This window comes from Paenibacillus plantarum (assembly GCF_013141695.1).
Lineage (GTDB): Bacteria > Bacillota > Bacilli > Paenibacillales > NBRC-103111 > Paenibacillus_E > Paenibacillus_E plantarum.
In genome coordinates, this window is the sequence record NZ_WHNY01000044.1 from 1 (window position 1) to 18909 (window position 18909).

The 18909-nt window shown below is 41.1% G+C and carries 16 protein-coding genes and 1 pseudogene; 16 read left to right on the forward strand and 1 reads right to left on the reverse strand.

The features are described from left to right. Positions 1 to 101 precede the first annotated feature (101 nt). The 10 genes and pseudogenes from GC096_RS15255 to GC096_RS15295 form a co-directional block, all read left to right on the forward strand. Positions 102 to 329, forward strand: a pseudogene (locus GC096_RS15255) (GNAT family N-acetyltransferase); the annotation flags it as partial. A 36-nt stretch (positions 330 to 365) separates the two neighbouring features. Then, a complete protein-coding gene (locus GC096_RS39665) occupies positions 366 to 515 on the forward strand; it encodes a DUF3885 domain-containing protein (protein ID WP_446686384.1) in 150 nt (49 codons plus the stop codon). A 347-nt stretch (positions 516 to 862) separates the two neighbouring features. Continuing rightward, positions 863 to 1030, forward strand: coding sequence for an S-layer homology domain-containing protein (locus GC096_RS15260; RefSeq protein ID WP_171631370.1), 168 nt, complete (start codon positions 863 to 865; stop codon positions 1028 to 1030). A 380-nt stretch (positions 1031 to 1410) separates the two neighbouring features. After that, on the forward strand, positions 1411 to 2571 hold the full coding sequence (locus GC096_RS15265) for an FtsW/RodA/SpoVE family cell cycle protein (RefSeq protein ID WP_171631371.1): 1161 nt from the start codon (positions 1411 to 1413) through the stop codon (positions 2569 to 2571). Between the two features lie 155 nt (positions 2572 to 2726). Beyond that, positions 2727 to 3704, forward strand: a complete 978-nt coding sequence (locus GC096_RS15270) for a phosphotransferase enzyme family protein (RefSeq protein WP_171631373.1) — start codon at positions 2727 to 2729, stop codon at positions 3702 to 3704. 112 nt (positions 3705 to 3816) lie between these two features. Further along, a complete protein-coding gene (locus tag GC096_RS15275; protein WP_171631374.1) occupies positions 3817 to 4293 on the forward strand; it encodes a GNAT family N-acetyltransferase in 477 nt (158 codons plus the stop codon). Between the two features lie 236 nt (positions 4294 to 4529). Then, positions 4530 to 5642: an alpha/beta hydrolase gene (locus GC096_RS15280; protein WP_171631376.1), complete on the forward strand. Its 1113-nt coding sequence runs from the start codon at positions 4530 to 4532 to the stop codon at positions 5640 to 5642. Positions 5643 to 5909: 267 nt separating this feature from the next. Next, entirely contained in the window at positions 5910 to 6425 is a 516-nt protein-coding gene (locus GC096_RS15285) for a GNAT family N-acetyltransferase (protein ID WP_171631378.1), read from the forward strand. 117 nt (positions 6426 to 6542) lie between these two features. Beyond that, the gene (locus tag GC096_RS15290) at positions 6543 to 7013 is read left to right on the forward strand and encodes an NUDIX domain-containing protein (RefSeq protein ID WP_171631380.1); all 471 of its coding nucleotides are present in this window, start codon (positions 6543 to 6545) and stop codon (positions 7011 to 7013) included. 285 nt (positions 7014 to 7298) lie between these two features. Continuing rightward, the gene (locus GC096_RS15295) at positions 7299 to 7991 is read left to right on the forward strand and encodes a hypothetical protein (protein ID WP_171631381.1); all 693 of its coding nucleotides are present in this window, start codon (positions 7299 to 7301) and stop codon (positions 7989 to 7991) included. Positions 7992 to 8167: 176 nt separating this feature from the next. Here the strand turns inward: GC096_RS15295 and GC096_RS15300 are convergent, their stop codons facing one another. Next, the gene (locus tag GC096_RS15300) at positions 8168 to 9937 is read right to left on the reverse strand and encodes a sulfatase family protein (protein WP_171631383.1); all 1770 of its coding nucleotides are present in this window, start codon (positions 9935 to 9937) and stop codon (positions 8168 to 8170) included. Positions 9938 to 10461: 524 nt separating this feature from the next. On the opposite strand from GC096_RS15300, the gene GC096_RS15305 reads away from it, so the two are divergent. From GC096_RS15305 to GC096_RS15330, 6 genes are all read left to right on the forward strand, one after another. Beyond that, positions 10462 to 11340: a hypothetical protein gene (locus tag GC096_RS15305; RefSeq protein ID WP_171631385.1), complete on the forward strand. Its 879-nt coding sequence runs from the start codon at positions 10462 to 10464 to the stop codon at positions 11338 to 11340. Positions 11341 to 11813: 473 nt separating this feature from the next. Continuing rightward, a complete protein-coding gene (locus tag GC096_RS15310) occupies positions 11814 to 13559 on the forward strand; it encodes a sensor histidine kinase (RefSeq protein ID WP_171631386.1) in 1746 nt (581 codons plus the stop codon). A 1-nt stretch (position 13560) separates the two neighbouring features. Next, complete coding sequence (locus tag GC096_RS15315) at positions 13561 to 15219, forward strand: helix-turn-helix domain-containing protein (RefSeq protein WP_171631388.1); 1659 nt, start codon at positions 13561 to 13563, stop codon at positions 15217 to 15219. A gap of 118 nt (positions 15220 to 15337) precedes the next feature. Continuing rightward, positions 15338 to 17026, forward strand: coding sequence for an extracellular solute-binding protein (locus tag GC096_RS15320; protein ID WP_171631390.1), 1689 nt, complete (start codon positions 15338 to 15340; stop codon positions 17024 to 17026). 70 nt (positions 17027 to 17096) lie between these two features. Further along, entirely contained in the window at positions 17097 to 17990 is an 894-nt protein-coding gene (locus tag GC096_RS15325; protein ID WP_171631391.1) for an ABC transporter permease, read from the forward strand. Positions 17991 to 18000: 10 nt separating this feature from the next. Continuing rightward, positions 18001 to 18885, forward strand: coding sequence for a carbohydrate ABC transporter permease (locus GC096_RS15330; RefSeq protein WP_171631393.1), 885 nt, complete (start codon positions 18001 to 18003; stop codon positions 18883 to 18885). Positions 18886 to 18909: the final 24 nt, after the last annotated feature.

Below are 18909 nucleotides of genomic sequence, written 5' to 3' on the forward strand. Positions count from 1 at the left end.
CGGTCAGAATAGCGTGGTGAATGATGAAATAGGTGGGGCTCGAGACTCCGTTTTTATAACAGTCTAGTACCAATCAAAAAACCGATGAAGATGGTAATCATTGGATACCTGTGATAATGATTGATGAGAATCATCAAGGAAATGGTTATGGCAAAGCAGCAATGAAAATGCTGATAGATCTTATGAGACAAAATGGTTGTAAAAGATTAATGATCGGACACAGACCCGATAACTTGATTGCTGGGAGCCTATATGAATCCTTAGGGTTTCAAAAAACTAGTGAAGAAATAATTGATGGTGAAATCGTACGTTTACTGCGGCTTTATTAAAAAGATGGCTGTCAGTGTATTACTGATAGCTATTGAATGCCATTTGGATATTCGGATTTTCCGAGTTTGGGAAATTATTGTGTAACGGACCGAATTTATTTTATTCACCCTAAGAAGAATATCATGTTTCATATGTATGATGACCGTCGATTGGACATCTTCACAGTCCGTGCGGGGAGGATTTAATGAAATGTCGGTTGACATGAACATTGTCCAAATGAAGTCCGCGTAAACCGCCGGCTTTTTTAGTTATCAGATCAAGTGTTACCGATAGTTTAATTACAATATAAAATAGGCAGCCATCCCGTTTTGATTGGTTGCCTTTTTCTCAAGTAAAGAGCAGGGTAATTAGAGAAACTTCAAAGAATATCTAGAATAAAAAGTGAAGTAGTATGCCAGCTGATCAACACAATGGGAGTAATTTATTTTGAAATTAGAGGAATAAAAAAGCGAACATCAATCTCCAAATGGATACAAGCATTTACTAACTTATGGAATGACTGAACTTTATACTGATGAGGAAGCATTTGGCGGTGAATAAGGCGGAGATTGGCGCGTGGGCGAAAGCGAGCGTGGCGTTCGTAAAACAAGCGGGCATTGTGCAAGGCAAAAGCAATAACCAATTCGCACCTAAAGACAATGCAATCAGAGCAGAAGCTGTAACGGTGCTGCTCAATCTGCTGGAGTTGAAGAACAATTAATGTAAATTTTGTAGGGAATAACGCAGCCCCATTGTCGATTGGGCTGCGTTTTCAATTTCCGGGTGGTGTCATACCTTCAACGTATACGCATGCTGATGGAAAAACCAGAGAGTTTTATCAAATTGGTATCAGTGCAAACGATAAAACAACTTACGCAGCCGGACACGATCGGCTGCTTTTGTCTTTTAGTGCAACAAAAGTTCTAATATCCCTTACTAGATACAATCTTGATTCAGAAGAATGAAATTTAAGGAAAATTTAATATATACCCTACTTTTTATTAAACAGTTTTCCTTATTCTTATATGTAGCTTTCTTAACATATACAGAAATAGGTGATTTATTATTGAGAATATCCTCGGAGGATCACAATTAGCTTTCATGTTGAAAAGAATAATTAAAGGGCTGGATTTCATTATTTTGTTGCTGCTACTCATCTTAATGATCATTAGTATATTCTGCATCTACAGCGCAACACGGACTAATCCAGATTATTCTCAATCATATATTAAAATGATGTATTTTTACGGTTTAGGGTTTATGGTCTTATTTATTATGTTATTTTTTAATTATAAACTCCTATTGCGCTTTTCGCCTATGTATTATTTCATTGGGGTAGGATTGCTGGTTTTATTATTTTTCAAAGGGGATACGATCAACAATGCTCAGGGGTGGTTCATTCTTCCTGGTGGGATTGGATTTCAACCGGCAGAGCTGTGTAAGCTTATTTTAATCTTGTTTTTATCCTATTTTCTATCCAAAAGAGAAGTCGAGACGCTTAGGCTTTTCAAGGAAATACTGCCAATGGGTGTTATAACATTAGTTCCTTTTCTCTTGGTTCTCATGCAACCAGATCTCGGTAATTCCATTGCATATTTGGTTATTTTTATTGTGGTCTGTTGGTTCGGGCATATAAACTACAAACATGCCTTGATAGGTTTAGTAATTATGATAATCGTAAGCGGAAGCTCTCTCTGGAGCTATATCGAATACCATGCGGAAGTAAAACAATTCATGGCATCCAAACATAAAGAATACTGGTTGGATAGGGTGGATGCCGTGCTTTTACCAGAGCAAGCTTCTGAAAAAGCAACTTATCACATGAAACAATCGGTAAAAGCAATCGGATCAGGCTCGTTAGAAGGAGATGGCTATCTGCATGGAACTTCAGTCCAGAGTGGTCAGGTTCCATATACCTATGCAGACTCTATATTCGTTGTAGTGGGAGAAGAATTTGGATTTATAGGCGCATCTGCGTTACTCTTCCTTTATTTTCTTCTCATTTATCGAATGATCACTATTGCACTTAACATTCGAAGCCAAACAGGCATTTATATCATTGGTGGAATTTCCGCTATGTTTTTGTTTCAAGTTTTCGAAAACATCGGGATGCTGATCGGTATCATGCCGATAACGGGAATCACACTTCCTTTTATAAGCTATGGAGGCACCTCGCTGTTGATTAACATGGTATCGATAGGCTTTGTTCTAAGTATAAAAATTTATGATGACATAGATGTTGAGGATATCATAATGCGTTAATGTTTGAAGGAAGAAATAAATAATACATTGGATTTCATTCACCTAACGGGCGGTATACTTCCAATATGTGTTAATATTAAAAAGTTAACAACTGTCTTTGCAAACACATAATTTTGACACAATAAATGAATGAAAAATAGAATCGGAGGATCATCATGGACAATAAGATCTTAAATCTTCTGCTCCAATATGACATCGTGAATCCCGAAGCTACATTGATCAGGCACAATGAAAATCGGACATATAAAGTGATCGATTCGTCAAACGGTAGCGTCTATCTTCTTCGAGTGCATGATCCTTTGACATTAAATCTTGGCGGCATTCAACATACAAGACAAGGGGTTGAATCCGAGTTACGATTGTTGGAGGCGATCTCAAAGCGTACAGACCTCATGGTTCCGGTGCCTGTAGTGAATCGGTACGGACAACTCGTAACCGAGTTTGAATTAGATGGAAGCACATTATGCTGCTCACTACTTCACTGGATAGAAGGTCGCAATTTGACTAAAGAGGATTTGTCTAGCCCTGATGCAGCATATAATCTAGGCGCTCAGGTGGGTAGTCTGCACACATTTTTCGCTACTTACGACAAGGTCGTCCCTGCGGATCGTCCCGATTATGGTATTCGAAGAACTGATAAGATGCTCAAACAAATTCGACGCGGGGTCGAACTCGAATTGTTCTCAGAAGAGAATTTCCTTATAGTCGAAAAAACACTAACACGCATTGTTGACCGACTTCGTGCAGGACAACCTGAAACGCTAAAGCAGGGGATCATCCACGCGGATTTAAACATGAGTAACATACTTGTTACTCCGCTAGGAAGTTATGCTTTTATCGATTTCTGCCTCTTCGGCTTTGGTTACCTACTTTTTGATGTAGCAATGGCTGCTTTAAATACCCCAAAAGAATATCGGGAACAAGTCGTTACAGGATATTATGGTAAAATGCTACCGTACGAGGAGGCTTATTCAGTAATTGAAGGTTTCATGCTTTCAGCGGTGTTAGGCTACTACGCTTTTGTGATGGAGAACGATGCTGCCCATGCATGGATTCGAGAGAGGATGCCGCAGTTTTGCCACACTCGGTGTACGCCATTTCTCAACGGCGAAAGTATTTTCCTTAGCTTCTGATTAGTGAATGAGCTTATAACTGAAGAAATTGATATTTGTCCTGAATTCAGTATGCGAATTGTTAGCAGAAATGTTTGAATTACAATAAGGGTAAAAAGGGGGGAAGTCCTGCATGATTACGCTCAGAAAAATCACTCTGGAAAACCGGCGTGCCATGTTTAACTTGGAAGTTTCAGAGAACCAACGGCACTTTGTTGCGTCTAATTTGTCCAGCGTGGCTTCTTGTTATGTCCTTTTAACCAATGGGGGACATCCGTTCCCATTTGTCATTTACGCGGATGATCAGCCCGTCGGGTTTGTTATGTTGGCTTATGGAATCACTGGATACGAAGAACCCTCAATCGCAGAAGACAACTATTGCATCATGCGACTAATGATTGACAAGCAACACCAGAACCGGGGTTATGGTCGGGAAGCCATGCAAAAAATCTTGGAATTTATCCGCACCTTTCCAGCAGGGCCAGCAGATTACTGCTGGATTCCGTATAAATCTGATAACTACGCTGCCAAAAAACTTTATGAAAGATTCGGCTTCCGTGACAACGGTGAAGTTTTTAACAACGAATCAATAACTGTTTTGCGACTCTGATTTGCTATTAAACCATTAAGCGAGCTCAAAGGAAGAGCCGTTCCGCTAACGAAAAACGTTACTTCTATAAATTAATAAATGAAAGGGCGGCTCAATTGAATCTGCCCTTTTTTTATTTCATCAAAAATCAGGTCAATAATTTTAAAGAAAAGGTAAAATAAGTTCGTTGAATTTCCAATATATAGTATATAAAATGAAATTATAACATTTAAATTAATGAGAATGGAGGCTTTAATTTGAAAATTAACAAGAAAGCATTCTATATGATTAATTTTATTTCTGCTTTATTGGGTGTTCTAGGAATAACAGGTTTATTTTTCTCATACAAAGTTACTTCTTGGGTTAAGAATATAGAGCAAATAAAGTTAGGGTCCTTAGAAATATTCAAGATACATACACTAACAATAAATATTTTCGCTGTATGTTCCCTTATTCTATCTTTACTTACAACTCTTATTTTAATAAGAATAGTTCGAAGTAATACAAGAAAATTAATAACAGTACTATCATTAACTTTATCTATACTAATTGGCACATATTTAATCATTTGCCTCTTTTTTTATCAAAATCTGGACGAACTTATCAAAATTAATAATCTAGTTTACCAACCTAAAAAGATTGATCAATCAACTGCTGAAAAGATTAGGTTGCTTTATAGTGATGCTGAAGAGATTAAAATCAACACATCTGACAATATAAACTTGTACGGATGGTTTATAAAAAATTCGAATGTTAAAGCAGCTCCGCTACTTATCTACTTTGGCGGTTCTGCGGAAGAAGTATCTGATATGTTATCGATTGCTAAGGGTTTAGATGGATGGTCTGTAGCATTGATTAATTATAGATCGTATGGACTGAGTGAAGGAGAACCAAGTAAGGATCGTTTATACAATGACGCTAATTCAATTTATGATTATTTTTCAAAAAGAAGTGATATTGATAATAAGAAAATAGTCTCGATGGGATATAGCCTAGGAACGGGAATCGCTGTGAACTTATCAAGTGAACGCTCAACAGTTGGCACAATTCTAGTTTCTCCGTATGATAATTATTCTAAATTTAAGGGCAAATCAATCTCAAACGCTTTACAACTACATAATATGTTTCCGCTCTCTTATTTTATTAGTGACTCTTATAATTCAATAAAAAAGGCTTCTTCAATTAAAACCCCGTTACTATGCTTAGCAGGGGACTTAGATAAAAATATACCTATAGAATATTCTAAAAACCTTGTAGCTAAATGGGGAGGAGAGAAGACAATGAAGACAATTCATCGTGGTGATCACTCTTTCATATTCTCGAGCGGGGATGCATGGAATGAAATAAAGAACTTCCTTAAGGTAGTATAACTTAACGTGCATGGCAGTGATTAGATAGAATATCCAAGGATAATTGACAGGGGACGGACTCAACCATGTGTTTCTATCATTTTGTCGTTTTTGGATTTCCGATTCTTTATCATGCCAACGATAGCGGAACAGCGGGTGCCAATGCATTTTTTTTGTTCGCTGAGGGACGGGTATGATAGTTCGATTATACGGAAACTTTCCTAATCTTGCGTCAGAAATCGTAGTACTATTAATTTAAGTAATAGACGTAAAGGATGAGGTTACAAATTGAAAATTAGGACGGAACGATTAAGTGACTATGGTGAGGTTTATAATTTGAATTATTTGGCTTTTGGGAATAGAAATGATGAATCAAGACTAATTGAAAGGATAAGATTATCCGAAGGATTTATTCCTGAATTATCGCTTGTTGCTGTAGAGAATGACCAAATAGTAGGTCATGCTTTATTTAGCAAAGCAGAAATTGTTGAAGACGACAATCGTAATGAGATCATCGTCCTAGCTCCTATTCCCGTACTGCCATGCAATCAGAGAACAGGGATTGGTGGTAAATTAATTCAAGAAGGTTTGAAAAGAAGTGAAGCATTAGGTTATGACTTTGTGTTCTTAATAGGACATCCAACTTATTATCCAAAATTCGGATTTAAACCAGCGAGAGAACATGGATTTAACCTGAAGCAATTTAACGTCTCTGATAACATCTTTATGTTCTTTGAACTCTCAGAGGGGAAAATGAAAAGAATTAAAGGTGAGTTGAGGTATCCGAATTCATTTTTTCAATAACCAAATTGATAATGATACAATCACATCATCATGAGAAGCGTTAACCCATTCTTAATAATAGGGATGGGTTAGCGCGTTTTTTGTTTCAGCAAAAATAGAAAACGGAGGAATACAGAAATGACAATCATGACAGATGCAAAAGGGAATATTTTCTTGGAATTCTTTGAAATTGAAGAGGATCACCTCAATACCACCGAATTCGATGCCCCACTGACACATGCATTAATTGTAGTGGATTACCAAGGAAAGTACCTATTCATGCATAATAAATGGAGAGAAATCTGGGAATTACCTGGAGGTGTTATTGAAGATGGAGAAACTGCTAAGCAATGCGTAATTAGGGAATTATTTGAGGAAACCAATCAAAAAATCGATGAGGTTTACTTTAAAGGTTTAATGAAATTTAAGCTTCAACCAAGTTACCATGGCCTTGAAAGGATAGAGTATGGAGCTTTGTTTTCAGGTCAACTAAGTCAACTTGATGATTTTGTTGAGAATGATGAAGCTAGGTGTATTATTTTATGGGATGGCACATCGGATATTGGAAAGATTAGCGAGATAGACAAAAAACTGATTGAGTTCGCCTAACTTATCATTGCGCTAACGGGAACGAGAGAAGATTAATGAAAAATAAGGCATCTAAAGGTTCCATCACTCAATTAACAGGAAACTAAAGCTCAAAAAACCAAAATCTTAGATATCAAAGTACTTAATAAATTCCTGTAAAATGATGGAACTTTCGTGAATGTTGAACGTCTAAATGATTAGTAGTAATTACAGGAAGATGTTTCATGAATGTGTTGGTTGTTATAATAGCTGGCTTTTTGGTGGCGATTTTCTTTTGGTCAAAAATCAATAACAAGGAGTTTCGACATGAAAAAAAGAGAGCTATCTGTAGTAGTTATAGCTTTATTCGCGTGTATGGCGGCAAGGGAAGTCTTCGCAACAACAACTATAGCTATCGAGGATTCATCTCCAGCGAAGACAATTACCTTATTTGAAAACACTACTATATTAGGTGAAAACGGGCAGTCAATCGGAATCATAGCTCCCCAAACGGTTACCATATTGGACAAAAGTCAACGGAGAGTTGGACATGGGGAAGGTTATTTGGTTCCGATTTACTTGATTTCTACCTGGCTTGGAAATGCATGGATTATACCAAATAACGCGCTTCTGGGAAATCAAAAGTCAGTTGATACGAGATTGGAGATTTTCGGTGTGGAGTCACTCTATAGCGATCCGGGTCTTACCAAGCCTACAGGGATGCAATTGGCGCCTCAAACTGTAAAAGTGAAAGCAAAGTGGGATAGCCGCTACTTGATTGAGACATTGAACGGAGAAAGATGGATCTCACCGCGTTACACGGCTTTATTCGAGGTGAGTGAGGTCCGGCAGGAAGTCCAGTTAAAGAGTACGACGAAGCTTTTTCGTTCTCCAGATGGTATGGAAACGGGAGCCAATTTAAGCCCCCAAAGTGTGATGGTGAATGAAGTCTGGCGAGACTGGTGCCGAATAGATTCCTGGTTAGGGCCAGTCTGGATCGAGCTTAAGATTGCTGAGTAATATTATGACATTACGGGAAACTATAGCTTCTGTAGCTATTGATAAAGAGTCCGATATTGTTGAGTGAAGTTATTTTTACTTAGAATATAATAATCAACTACTTGATATCGGACCTTTCCACTTTAAATGGGATAACTTTCCTTGTGTACAACTCATTATCTAAAATCGGTATTCTCCTAATATCGAAGGTCACCTTGTTCTGGACTCAAACGCTTCTGGCTTCGTTGCTCCTCCAATAAGCGGACCATATGCAATCGGACATGTTCTGATTCCGGCGTGGCCCAACAAGGGTGAGCGAGATTACGGGTTTCCAACGGATCCTCGGTTAAGTTGTAGAACTCGTATTGCTCAGGGACCGGATCGGTTTTGCAAGTAACATGACAAGTGGGAGTTGCTGTTTGTTTGGGATCTGCACATGCTTCACCAAACACCTGAATCGTGAGGTCTCGCACTCCCGGTTCGCTCCAGAACTGCTCATTGTCGAAGTAATGGGAAAATTTCCATAGCTGATTTGGCTGTCTGTGCTGTCCGGGTAGATCGGCGATAATGGTCTCGATGTGGTTAGGCTGAACAACGGAGGTGTAAGCTCTTCCTAATGGATTGAGTTGATGCTGGCCACGTGTTATATCATCATCGGTCATGAAATAAACCAGATCCTTACGAAGGGAGACTCCCCCAAGCTCTTTGCGACCGAGTAAGTAAGGTGAAAGATCGCGGCCAACGAAGGGGCGGACTTGGCTGAAGCGGCTCTGCATCCGGAATTGAATTCCAGGAATGTCTGCATCCGCAAGTCCAAGCATCGTAGGCAGAAGATCGACATGGGAGGTTAACTCTGAAAAGCTTCGGCTTTGCGGGAAGAGGCGCTTGTTGTGAATGAGGAAGGGCACATGCAGAACTTCTTCATAAGCGCAGTACATTTTCTGGTGCAGATTGCCGTGGGCGCCCAGCAGCTCGCCGTGATCTGAAGTGAAAATGACAATAGTGTCGTCACTGAAAGAAGAGCGGTTCAGCGCTTCTAAAACTTTCATTATTTGCAAGTCGGCATTTTTTTGCAACTGATAGTACAGCTTCCGATAAAACGACTCATTTACGATCGGCTGCAGGGCTAATGGATAAGTATCCCGGTAGCTAGCCTGGCAATTTGGCTTCGTATTCAGAAACTCACCGATCGTTGGCGGAGGAAGGACTTCCGGCATCCGATCGACCTGGAAATGAAACAAGTTCGGTAGATGATCGGTCAGCGTACCATACAGTGTAATATCATGCGGGTTTACAAAGGAAGCTACGACGAGCCATGGCTTTGCATCAGAGTCGGTACGCTTTTGAAGATCCAGCGCTTCAATCAGCTTAACAGTCTCAGTGCCATAAACGACATCCCTGCCGCTCAAGCCTGTAGCTGCCGATGAAGCGGAATTACGAGGATTGCGGCCATGGGGTTCAGGCCCGATCCAAGAAGAGAAGCCGAAAGCATTCAGCGGATCTGCGGACAAATAAAGTTGTTCCCGCTGCGGGTCCGGCATACCAGTTGCAGGATTGTAGCTAGGCATATCATCTTTAGTTCCAGGAACAAGAATATCTTCATACGAAATATGCCATTTGCCTTTATAGTATGTTTGGTACCCTGCCTCGCGAAAGTAATTGCCCATCGTAGGCACAGTATTCGGCGGCAACCAGTACATATCTGAATCGAAAGCACTTTTCGCGATGCCGTTCGTTTGCGAGACACCATGGAGTGAGGGGTAATGGCCGGTAAACATCGTAGCCCGGCTCGGACAGCACGCAGCGCTACCGATATAGTGACGGTGAAGTTCCACGCTATTCGCGCGTAATCGTTCGTGGGCGGGGAGATTTGTGAGCCGCCAAGCTCTAATCTCGGGGCTTTCGTAGATAGGAGGATACCGCTCCTCATCGACAACAATCAGGAGGAAGTTCGGTTTATTTATCATATACACACCCCCGAATTAACCTGCTCTACCCTAGATTTATGCAGGGAAGGTAATCATCATGCTGTTTAAAATAGGGACTCTAAGTGCTTAGAGGGAGTTAAGCTAGGGCAGGAAAAAATGGAAAGATAATAATCCTTATGTCTATGTAGTTATTCCAACCCGAATTAAGTTTGAACCAAACTAGTCTGAAACGGACTACTAGTTGCGTAATTTGGCTACGCTACGGAAACTCTGAGGATCTTGCTACACTGCAAGCGCCTTTTTTGATTATTGAAGTACCGGCCAAAGCCGGTACAAATTTGTTGCAATTAGTGCTGCCAGAGCGAACTCAATCGTACCGAAAGATTCAGTTTTATTAGATGAAGTTGACTATCCACGGAGAAATATATTCATCTTCGATTCACTTGATATGCCGATTACAGCAATTAGTTTCAAAGCGTTACATCATATAGATTAATTAGAGATTGACAATTTGTCATTTTTCAATGATTAGTATTTAAGGATAAAGACAAATAGGAGAGTGAGTGATTTATATATTGACGAACACAGTTCGGTTTATCGGCATAATGATACCGTTATTGCTTAGTATACTCGCTTGCAGTAATGATCAGGTTTATCATACCAGTATGCCAACAGCAAACACTCAACAAAGTGAACAGCAATCGGTCTATAGACCTGACTTGTTTCTAGAGAATATAGCATTTCCCTTCGGTGAAGGTCTGGGACAACCACTAGAGTCAGGCGCTCCTCCTTCTGAGGCGAAGCTTATCAAAAGCTTTGTTCTATCTCAATCTGAGGCGGAAGTTCATATTTATAAAAGTGGTGGTGATGCCTCACCAATATATACGGGGTATCTCAAGGGTAAGAACTCGGAATGGAAGTTGGGTAACTTGACTAATTACAATGAAAATCAAGCTTGGATTAATCCAATGAATTTCTTAACCGGGGATGTGTCTGGCGCGTCTATTGAAATCCCTTTTGGTAAAATAGGTGCAAAGAATGGGTTGGTGATTTATCATCACAAAACCGATTCATGGAAGATAATGGATTTTCAAGGACATACCGTCATTCCGATGGATCTCGACAATGACGGTGTCCCTGAATGGGTCGGAAACCAGACGGATTGGGTCCCGCCTGCTGTGGAGATCCATCGTTGGGTCGCAGAATATGATCGTTTCGAATCGACAGTTATTCAATGGGATAGTAGTCTCTTCCCTGATGGGGCTAAAGAAGAAGTATTTTACTCATCCCTTTTTGAGGAGGAGGGGAAGCATTTCATTGAAATTGGCAACAAAGATGGCTATGCCTTTTTTACATTTGACCACGGGTTCTTAAAACAGTACAAACCCCCCGACACTAGAAGCCGCGTCTTGGAAATGCAAATGGCTCGACTGCATCATTAATTTTGAATATCTAGAGGCTACCAGCGTAGTTGTTGGTATCAACGGCAGAACTTTGTTACGCTGACGGCAAACTATAGCTAAATAGACATCAGGAGAAGGCTGCCGTTTACATAGAACGGCAGCCTTCTCAATTAACGGGCAGGATACTTCCAATATGTGTTAATATGAAATTGGCACTTAACAGTACGGAAAGAGGTAACCTAATTACAATATATTCAGTTCGGTAATCTAAATATTAAGGAGTATTCCCAGTTTAAAGAGTTTTTTTGATGCGATTTCTATTTATTTACCTATTTAAAACAAGGAATATTTTGAAGAAAAACATAAAAAAGTGCAGCCCTTGCTGCAATAAGCCTACTTGGAAAACAAGCATGGCTTATATGTCTATACCCCGAATTAGACAGAAAGCTTCTTAATGCCGAGCAAATTTATGTGATTTATTTTGCAAGTTAGTGATAAGGGGGAATATGCACATGTCTATCGTTTCATATTTGCGGAACAGAAGCTTTTCGATATACACGAAATTGTTAGGTTCATTTTTAATTGTGTTAATACCAGTATTTACAGTGGCACTCATTGGTAACAATGAAGGGGCTCAGAAAGTCAAAACAGAGATTGAAAAAACGACAAAATCAAAAGTCGACGACTATCTCAACACGTTTGACAGCGAGATGCTAAGAGTTATTAACTTGCGAAACGAATACATATTGGACAAAGATCTGCAGGATATCAGCATGCTGTCTAGCATCATGTCTCCCTACCAATTTACTCAGTCTGTTAGTCGGATCGTAGACAAACTAAATGTACTCAAATCCTTCAGTTCATATGTAAGTGATGTGGAAGTCGCCATCCCCAAACTTAATCGGACGATCTCGACCACATCCTACAAAAGTTCCTTTGATGAGAATGCGTTTATACAAGCCAAAACTGTTTTGGATGATTCAATCATTGAAGCCTTCAACGAGTATTATATTTACGGCGTATATCCGGTATCTCTTCCAGAGGGTATTGAACCGCTATACGCAGTAAAGATTTTATTATCTCGGGAAAAAATTATGCAATCGCTCACTGAAATGGTATCTCGCTTACAGGGAGGGGGATTTCTGTTTGGCGCAAAGATGGACTGGTTCCTCCAGAGTGGTGCGACTGAAGATATGCGTACTGAATTCCAGCCTTATCTACAAGCATTTGTCGCACAGAATAAAACGGAACAAAATGAGTGGATCACAATCGACGATGTTCGTTATTTCGTCGCCATGGAGCGCTCGGGACGGACGGGTACTACTTTGCTATTCTATGTGAAGGAAGATGAGATCCTTGGACCGTTGAAGGAGAATCAAACCTGGTTGGTTGCTTTGTCGATCGTATCATTATTTGTCGTGGCGTTGTTCGCCTATTGGATTCACCGACTTATTAGAAAACCGATTAGGATTATGGTTCTAGCACTGCGTAAAGTCGAACAAGGCCACACCGGTGTAACCATTCAATATCAGTTCAAGGATGAGTTTAATTATATGTATAATCAGTTCAATGAGATGACAAATCGGCTTGAAGTATTAATACACCAAGTTTACGAGCAACAAATTCGTACTCAGCGGGCGGAACTTAAGCAGTTGCAATCACAGATCAATCCGCACTTTCTGTATAACAGCTATTTTGTGATGTACCGGCTCGCACATATGAAGGATCTCGATAATGTTCAAAGGTTAGCTAAGCATCTGGGTGAGTACTTCCGCTTTATCACCCGAAGTGAAAGTGAAGATGTCTCGCTGTTGGAGGAGTGGAACCACACGCAAGCGTATATCGAGATCCAGATGTTTCGGTATAAGCGGCGAATGAAGGCGGTCTATGACTCGCTGTTACCAGAGCATCATCAACTGATAGTACCGCGCTTGCTCCTGCAGCCGATAGTCGAAAACGCTTTCGAGCACGGGTTACTCAATAAGCAATCGGACGGGCTGGTCATGATTCGATTCAACACCGTGGCTGATGGAGTTGTAATTACTATTGAGGATAATGGTGAAGAGCTCGTTGATGAGCAGATTGTTCAGCTGCAAAGAAAATTGACTGGATACAATGATATAACCGAAACGACAGGGATGATCAATGTCCATAAACGCATTGGGTTGAAATTTGGTGAACCGTTTGGTTTACAAGTATTACGTGCTTCGATTGGTGGATTATGCGTACAAATTTATATACCTGGAGGGAAGAATTGAAATGTACAATTTACTGGTTGTGGACGATGAGGAGTATATTGTTGACGGGTTGATCACCTTGTTTGAGGAAACTTATCAGGAGTCCATTCATTTATTTCGTGCGTACTCTCCGTTTGAGGCGTTAGAGATGCTGGAAAGAATCAGAATGGATATTGTTGTATCGGATATTCGGATGCCGGGAATGACGGGTTTGATTTTACATGAGCAGATTATTCGGCTTTGGCCGAGTTGCAAAATGATCTTTTTGACTGGATATAATGATTTCAGCTATATTCAGGCTGCTCTGCGTAATGATAGCATCAATTACATTTTGAAGACGGAATCTGACGAGGTCATAATTCAGGCGATAGATAAAGCGCTGGAGCTGCTACGCAGTGCCGATGAAGCGACACGATTGATAGAGATAGCCAAGAAACAGCTGCAGGCATCGCTGCCCATTTTGCAACAGCAATATATAGGTGAACTATTGAATGGAGCGGTGGACCAAGGGGATTTGAAAGGACAGTTTCTTAATTTGGAGCTGTCACTTGATGCGGATATGCCTGTATTAATGCTTCTGGGACGGATAGAAAATAGGGGTAACAGCGGCAATATTGCTGTTCACGGTTCTCAAATGTATGCCGTGAGAACAATCGTCGATCGTTATTTTCAAGGTTATGCACAATTTTATGGTTTCTTCTACGAACAGACCAAATGGGTGTGGCTGATCCAACCGCAGTCCGAGGTATGTCGGAACAGTGTGATCGCTAGAGACAGTGATTCCAGCTGGGAAACGCTCAAGCGTCGCGTCGCAAATAGGCTGACCCATATTCAGTCGGATTGCATGCAACATTTAGAACTGAAACTTTCCTTGTTGGCGGCTGGTGAGCCGGTCAACTGGGGGGATTGTAGCGCAGAATTCGCCAGAATGAAAGCTATATTTTATACACAATATGGCATGCAGCAGCAGATGGCGGCAGTGGAGACAGACCTACCGTCTGGAAACTTTAACTATGACAGCAAACGCTTCTATGAACTTCGGCCCAATAATTGGATGCAATTGCAAAGTTATCTAGAGAAAGGTCAGATTGAACTGTTCCATGAGCTGTTCCAAGAAGTGACCGGGCGGGTCCCAGCAGATCAGGTCAGGCAGGACGAGCTTTGGTTGCAAATCTATCATTCACTGCTGTCCATTTTTTTCTCTCACTTTTACCAGTCGGATCAACGAGAGAGTTGGTCGACTTGGTTCGAATATGACCAATTGGTATATGGAAATCATCAGACCTGGGGCGATATTTCAGCGAAGCTGTGGCAGTTGGCTGCGTCAATCTTCCATATGCAGCAACATCAATTCGCAAACCGTGAACGGGAAGTCGTCCGGAAGATCAAACAGTACATTCAAAGCAATCTGGGGGGGGTTCTCTCATTGGAGCACCTCAGTAAAATTGCTGGATACAATCATTCGTATTTATCGCGACTGTACAAGGAAACAACTGGTGAAGGACTGTCTGAGTACATTACAAATGAGCGCTTGTCGGCAGCCAAAGTATTGCTGCGCGCACCGGGCCAGCAAATCCAGGAGGTGGCTGAGTCTCTTGGTTTTGATTCACCCACTTACTTTACACGTTTCTTCAAGAAGCATACCGGGATGACCCCAACTGAATATCGTGAGTTTTTATAACCGTCAGTTAATGTGTAAAGAAAAGTTGAGTATGTAAACAACGTCCGATTGAGAGTGGTTTCAGTAGATACTATACTGAAACCAAGCAATAAATTAAAAGTTACCAGGAGGAAAGCAGATGGGTATAAAGGGGTTCCGAATTGGTTTTTTGTACATGCTAATCGCTGTTCTAATCACGATTACTGCATGCAGCAAGGGTGAGCAAGGAGATGGAGATGGAGATGGAGATGGGCAGAAAACATCACCAACTCCTGCGACTAGCGATACAGTCAATTCTTCAGATCAGCCATTGGGTAGAATGAATCCAACAATTGAAGTTACGGCTGCTCGCGATGTAAGCGGTGTCAAGTTCCGCGACGGGGAATCTCTGGAAAACAACGTGTGGAGCCGAGCATACGAGGAAATGCTAGGTATCAAGGTCAAGTACGTGTGGACGATGCAGGGGACGCAAGGAGAGTATGATCAGAAGCTGAACGTTTCGATTGCTTCTGGAGATTTGCCAGATATATTCGCTGTAAATAGTACACAGATGAAACAGCTAGTCGAATCCAATCAGATCGCTGATCTTACTGAGGTTTATAACAAATATGCTTCGGAGCTGACCAAAAAGATAATGGGTATGGATCCTTTACAGATGAAGTCGGCTTCCAGTAAAGGTAAATTGATAGCTCTTCCTAAGGTTGGTTCTGCTTCGGACTCAGCACAGGTACTATGGATACGTCAGGATTGGCTAGACAATCTGGGACTCAGCGCTCCACGCACTTTGGCAGATGTTGAAGCGATCGCGAAAGCATTTGTTACCCGTGATCCGGATGGTAATAAAGTAGCTGACACATTGGGTATTGCGGTAGGTCAGCAGATGACCAAAGCCAGCTTCGCATCGTTAAAGGGCTTTTTCAACGGCTATCATGCTTATCCTAATCAGTGGTTCCAGGATAAAAATGGAAAGTTTGTATATGGAAGCGTTCAACCTGAGGCCAAGGCTGCGTTGGCAAAGCTAAGTGAAATGTTCAAGGTGGGTCTGATTGATCCCGAGTTTATCGTGAAAGCGGGAGATAAGAATATTGAGCAATTGGCCGGTGGTAAAGTAGGTATCGAGTATGGTGCTTGGTGGAACCCGACTTATCCGCTGCAATCCAATATAGATAAGGATCCGAAAGCTCGTTGGGTCGCTTATGGGATTCCTTCTGCCGACAGTACACCTGCAAAAGCGCAATTTGAATTCCCAGTTAGCAAATACATTGCAGTGAGAAAGGGTGCAGCCCATCCGGAAGCTGCAGTTAAAATGCTCAATCTGATGTTCAAAAAAGCATATGAAGATTTCGACGTAGAAAACTACTTTATCGCCAAAGATGGCTTCCTATACAATACTTATCCGTTGTTGTATGGTTCTAAACCGAATGGAAGTTTAGATATTCATCTTAATCTGATGAAGGCACTAGATTCGAAAAATGCTAGCAGCTTGAATGCGGAAGAGGCAGGTTATTACGCGAAAATACTTGATTACCAAAAAGGCGATTTGAAGCAATGGTATGAAGAGGGCATGTATGGAAAAACGAGTGCGTGGCCAAGCGTGAAGGAGAAGATTGATCAGAACCTAGTGCATAACCCGGGATTCTATGGTCCAGCAACGAAAACAATGTCGCAAAAGGGCGGTGTGTTGACCAAGATGGAAGACGAGACGTTCACAAAAATTATTATGGGCGAAGTTTCTATCGATGAATTCGATACCTTTGTTCAGAACTGGCATAAGCTTGGTGGTGACGAGATCGCTAAAGAAGTAACTGAATGGAATTCCAACCTATAAACGATTAGGTAGAGGAGGGGATTTCCCTCCTCTTTTCAATAACTGGAGAACGACAGACAGGAGCGCTTTTATGAAGAAAAAGTTTTCTCGACAGTACCCGTTACATGTAATGCTTATACCCGGGATATTATTTGCGCTTGTATTCAGCTATACGCCAATGGTGGGGATTGTCATTGCGTTTCAAGATTTTATACCAGCAAAAGGTTTGTTCGGTTCGCGCTGGGTCGGGTTTGACAACTTCAAGTACGCATTCTCACTTCCTGACTTTTCCATTGTTATGCGCAATACACTCACAATTGCTTTGATGAAAATTGTAGCTGGTATGATCGTGCCGATTTTTATTGCATTATTGTTAAATGAAGTGCGAAATAATTTTCTTAAGCGCGGCTATCAGACGTTGATTTACTTACCGCATTTTCTGTCGTGGGTTATTCTGGGCGGTATCTTAACGGATATATTATCACTAGATGGGATTATTAATCAGTTTATGCATGCAGTCGGTATTGAGAAGATCTCTTTTCTTAGCCGCAATGCCTGGTTCCCCAGCGTCCTTATAAGCACAGATGTGTGGAAGGAATTTGGTTTTAACACGATTGTGTACTTGGCGGCAATAACTAGTGTTAATCCTTCCTTGTATGAAGCAGCAGTGATTGACGGAGCTGGACGCGGAAGACAGATGTGGCACGTGACGTTACCTGGAATGAGGACGATCATAGCACTGTTGGCGACATTAAGCCTTGGAAATGTGCTAAATGCAGGATTTGATCAAGTCTTTAATTTATATAATCCGGCAGTGTACGCAAGCGGTGACATACTCGACACCTTTGTGTACAGGATGGGCATGATTGATTTCCAGTACGGTTTGGCTACGGCAATTGGTGTGTTTAAATCGGTCATCTCGATGCTGCTAATTTCCATCTCCTATTGGACGGCATACAAGCTTATGAACTATCGAATCTTCTAAGGAGGCACTCATGCTCGAACGAAAAACATTCAACAAGTATACTTTTCAAGTATTTAATTTACTTTTTTTAACGATAGTTTCCATAAGCTGCGTACTCCCGCTTATTCATATTTTGGCTATATCGTTCAGTAACAGCAGCGAAGCAGCGGCAGGGGCGGTCAAGTTATGGCCAGTCAAGTTCACTACAGATTCTTATTCGTTTATTATGAATAAACCCGAATTTCTTCGTTCCATGAGTGTGACACTGATTAGAGTGGTGCTGGCCACAGCGATCGGGATGGCGCTAACGATTCTTTGCGCCTATCCGTTATCCAAAGAGAAAGAAAATTTCAATTTTCGCTCGATTTACGCATGGTTCTTTGTGATTACGATCATCTTCAGCGGTGGATTGATTCCGACGTATATGACAATCAAGTACATTGGAATTCTGGATAGCATTTGGGCGTTGATTCTCCCTTCGGCATTGCCGGTGTTTAACATCATTTTGCTGTTGAACTTTTTCCGTGGATTGCCTAAAGAAATAGAGGAATCGGCTTTTATGGATGGCGCTGGTTATTGGCGCGCGATGTGGAGTATTTCCCTGCCTTCTACGAAACCCGCACTAGCAACGGTTGGATTGTTCATGATCGTCACACAATGGAATTCCTGGTTTGATGGTCTTATTTTCATGAATTCTCCGGATAAATACCCGTTGGCTACATATTTGTACTCTGTTATCAAAGGAATGGATCTGACTAAACTAAATGGAAGTGATTTCCAAAAATTGACTTCAATTAGTGATCGAACGGCAAAAGCAGCGCAAATCTTTTTAGGGGCGCTACCCGTTCTGCTGGTATATCCATTCCTACAAAGATATTTTGTGAAAGGAATCGTGCTCGGGAGTGTGAAAGAGTAACCGTAATCGGACTTGTAACAAAAT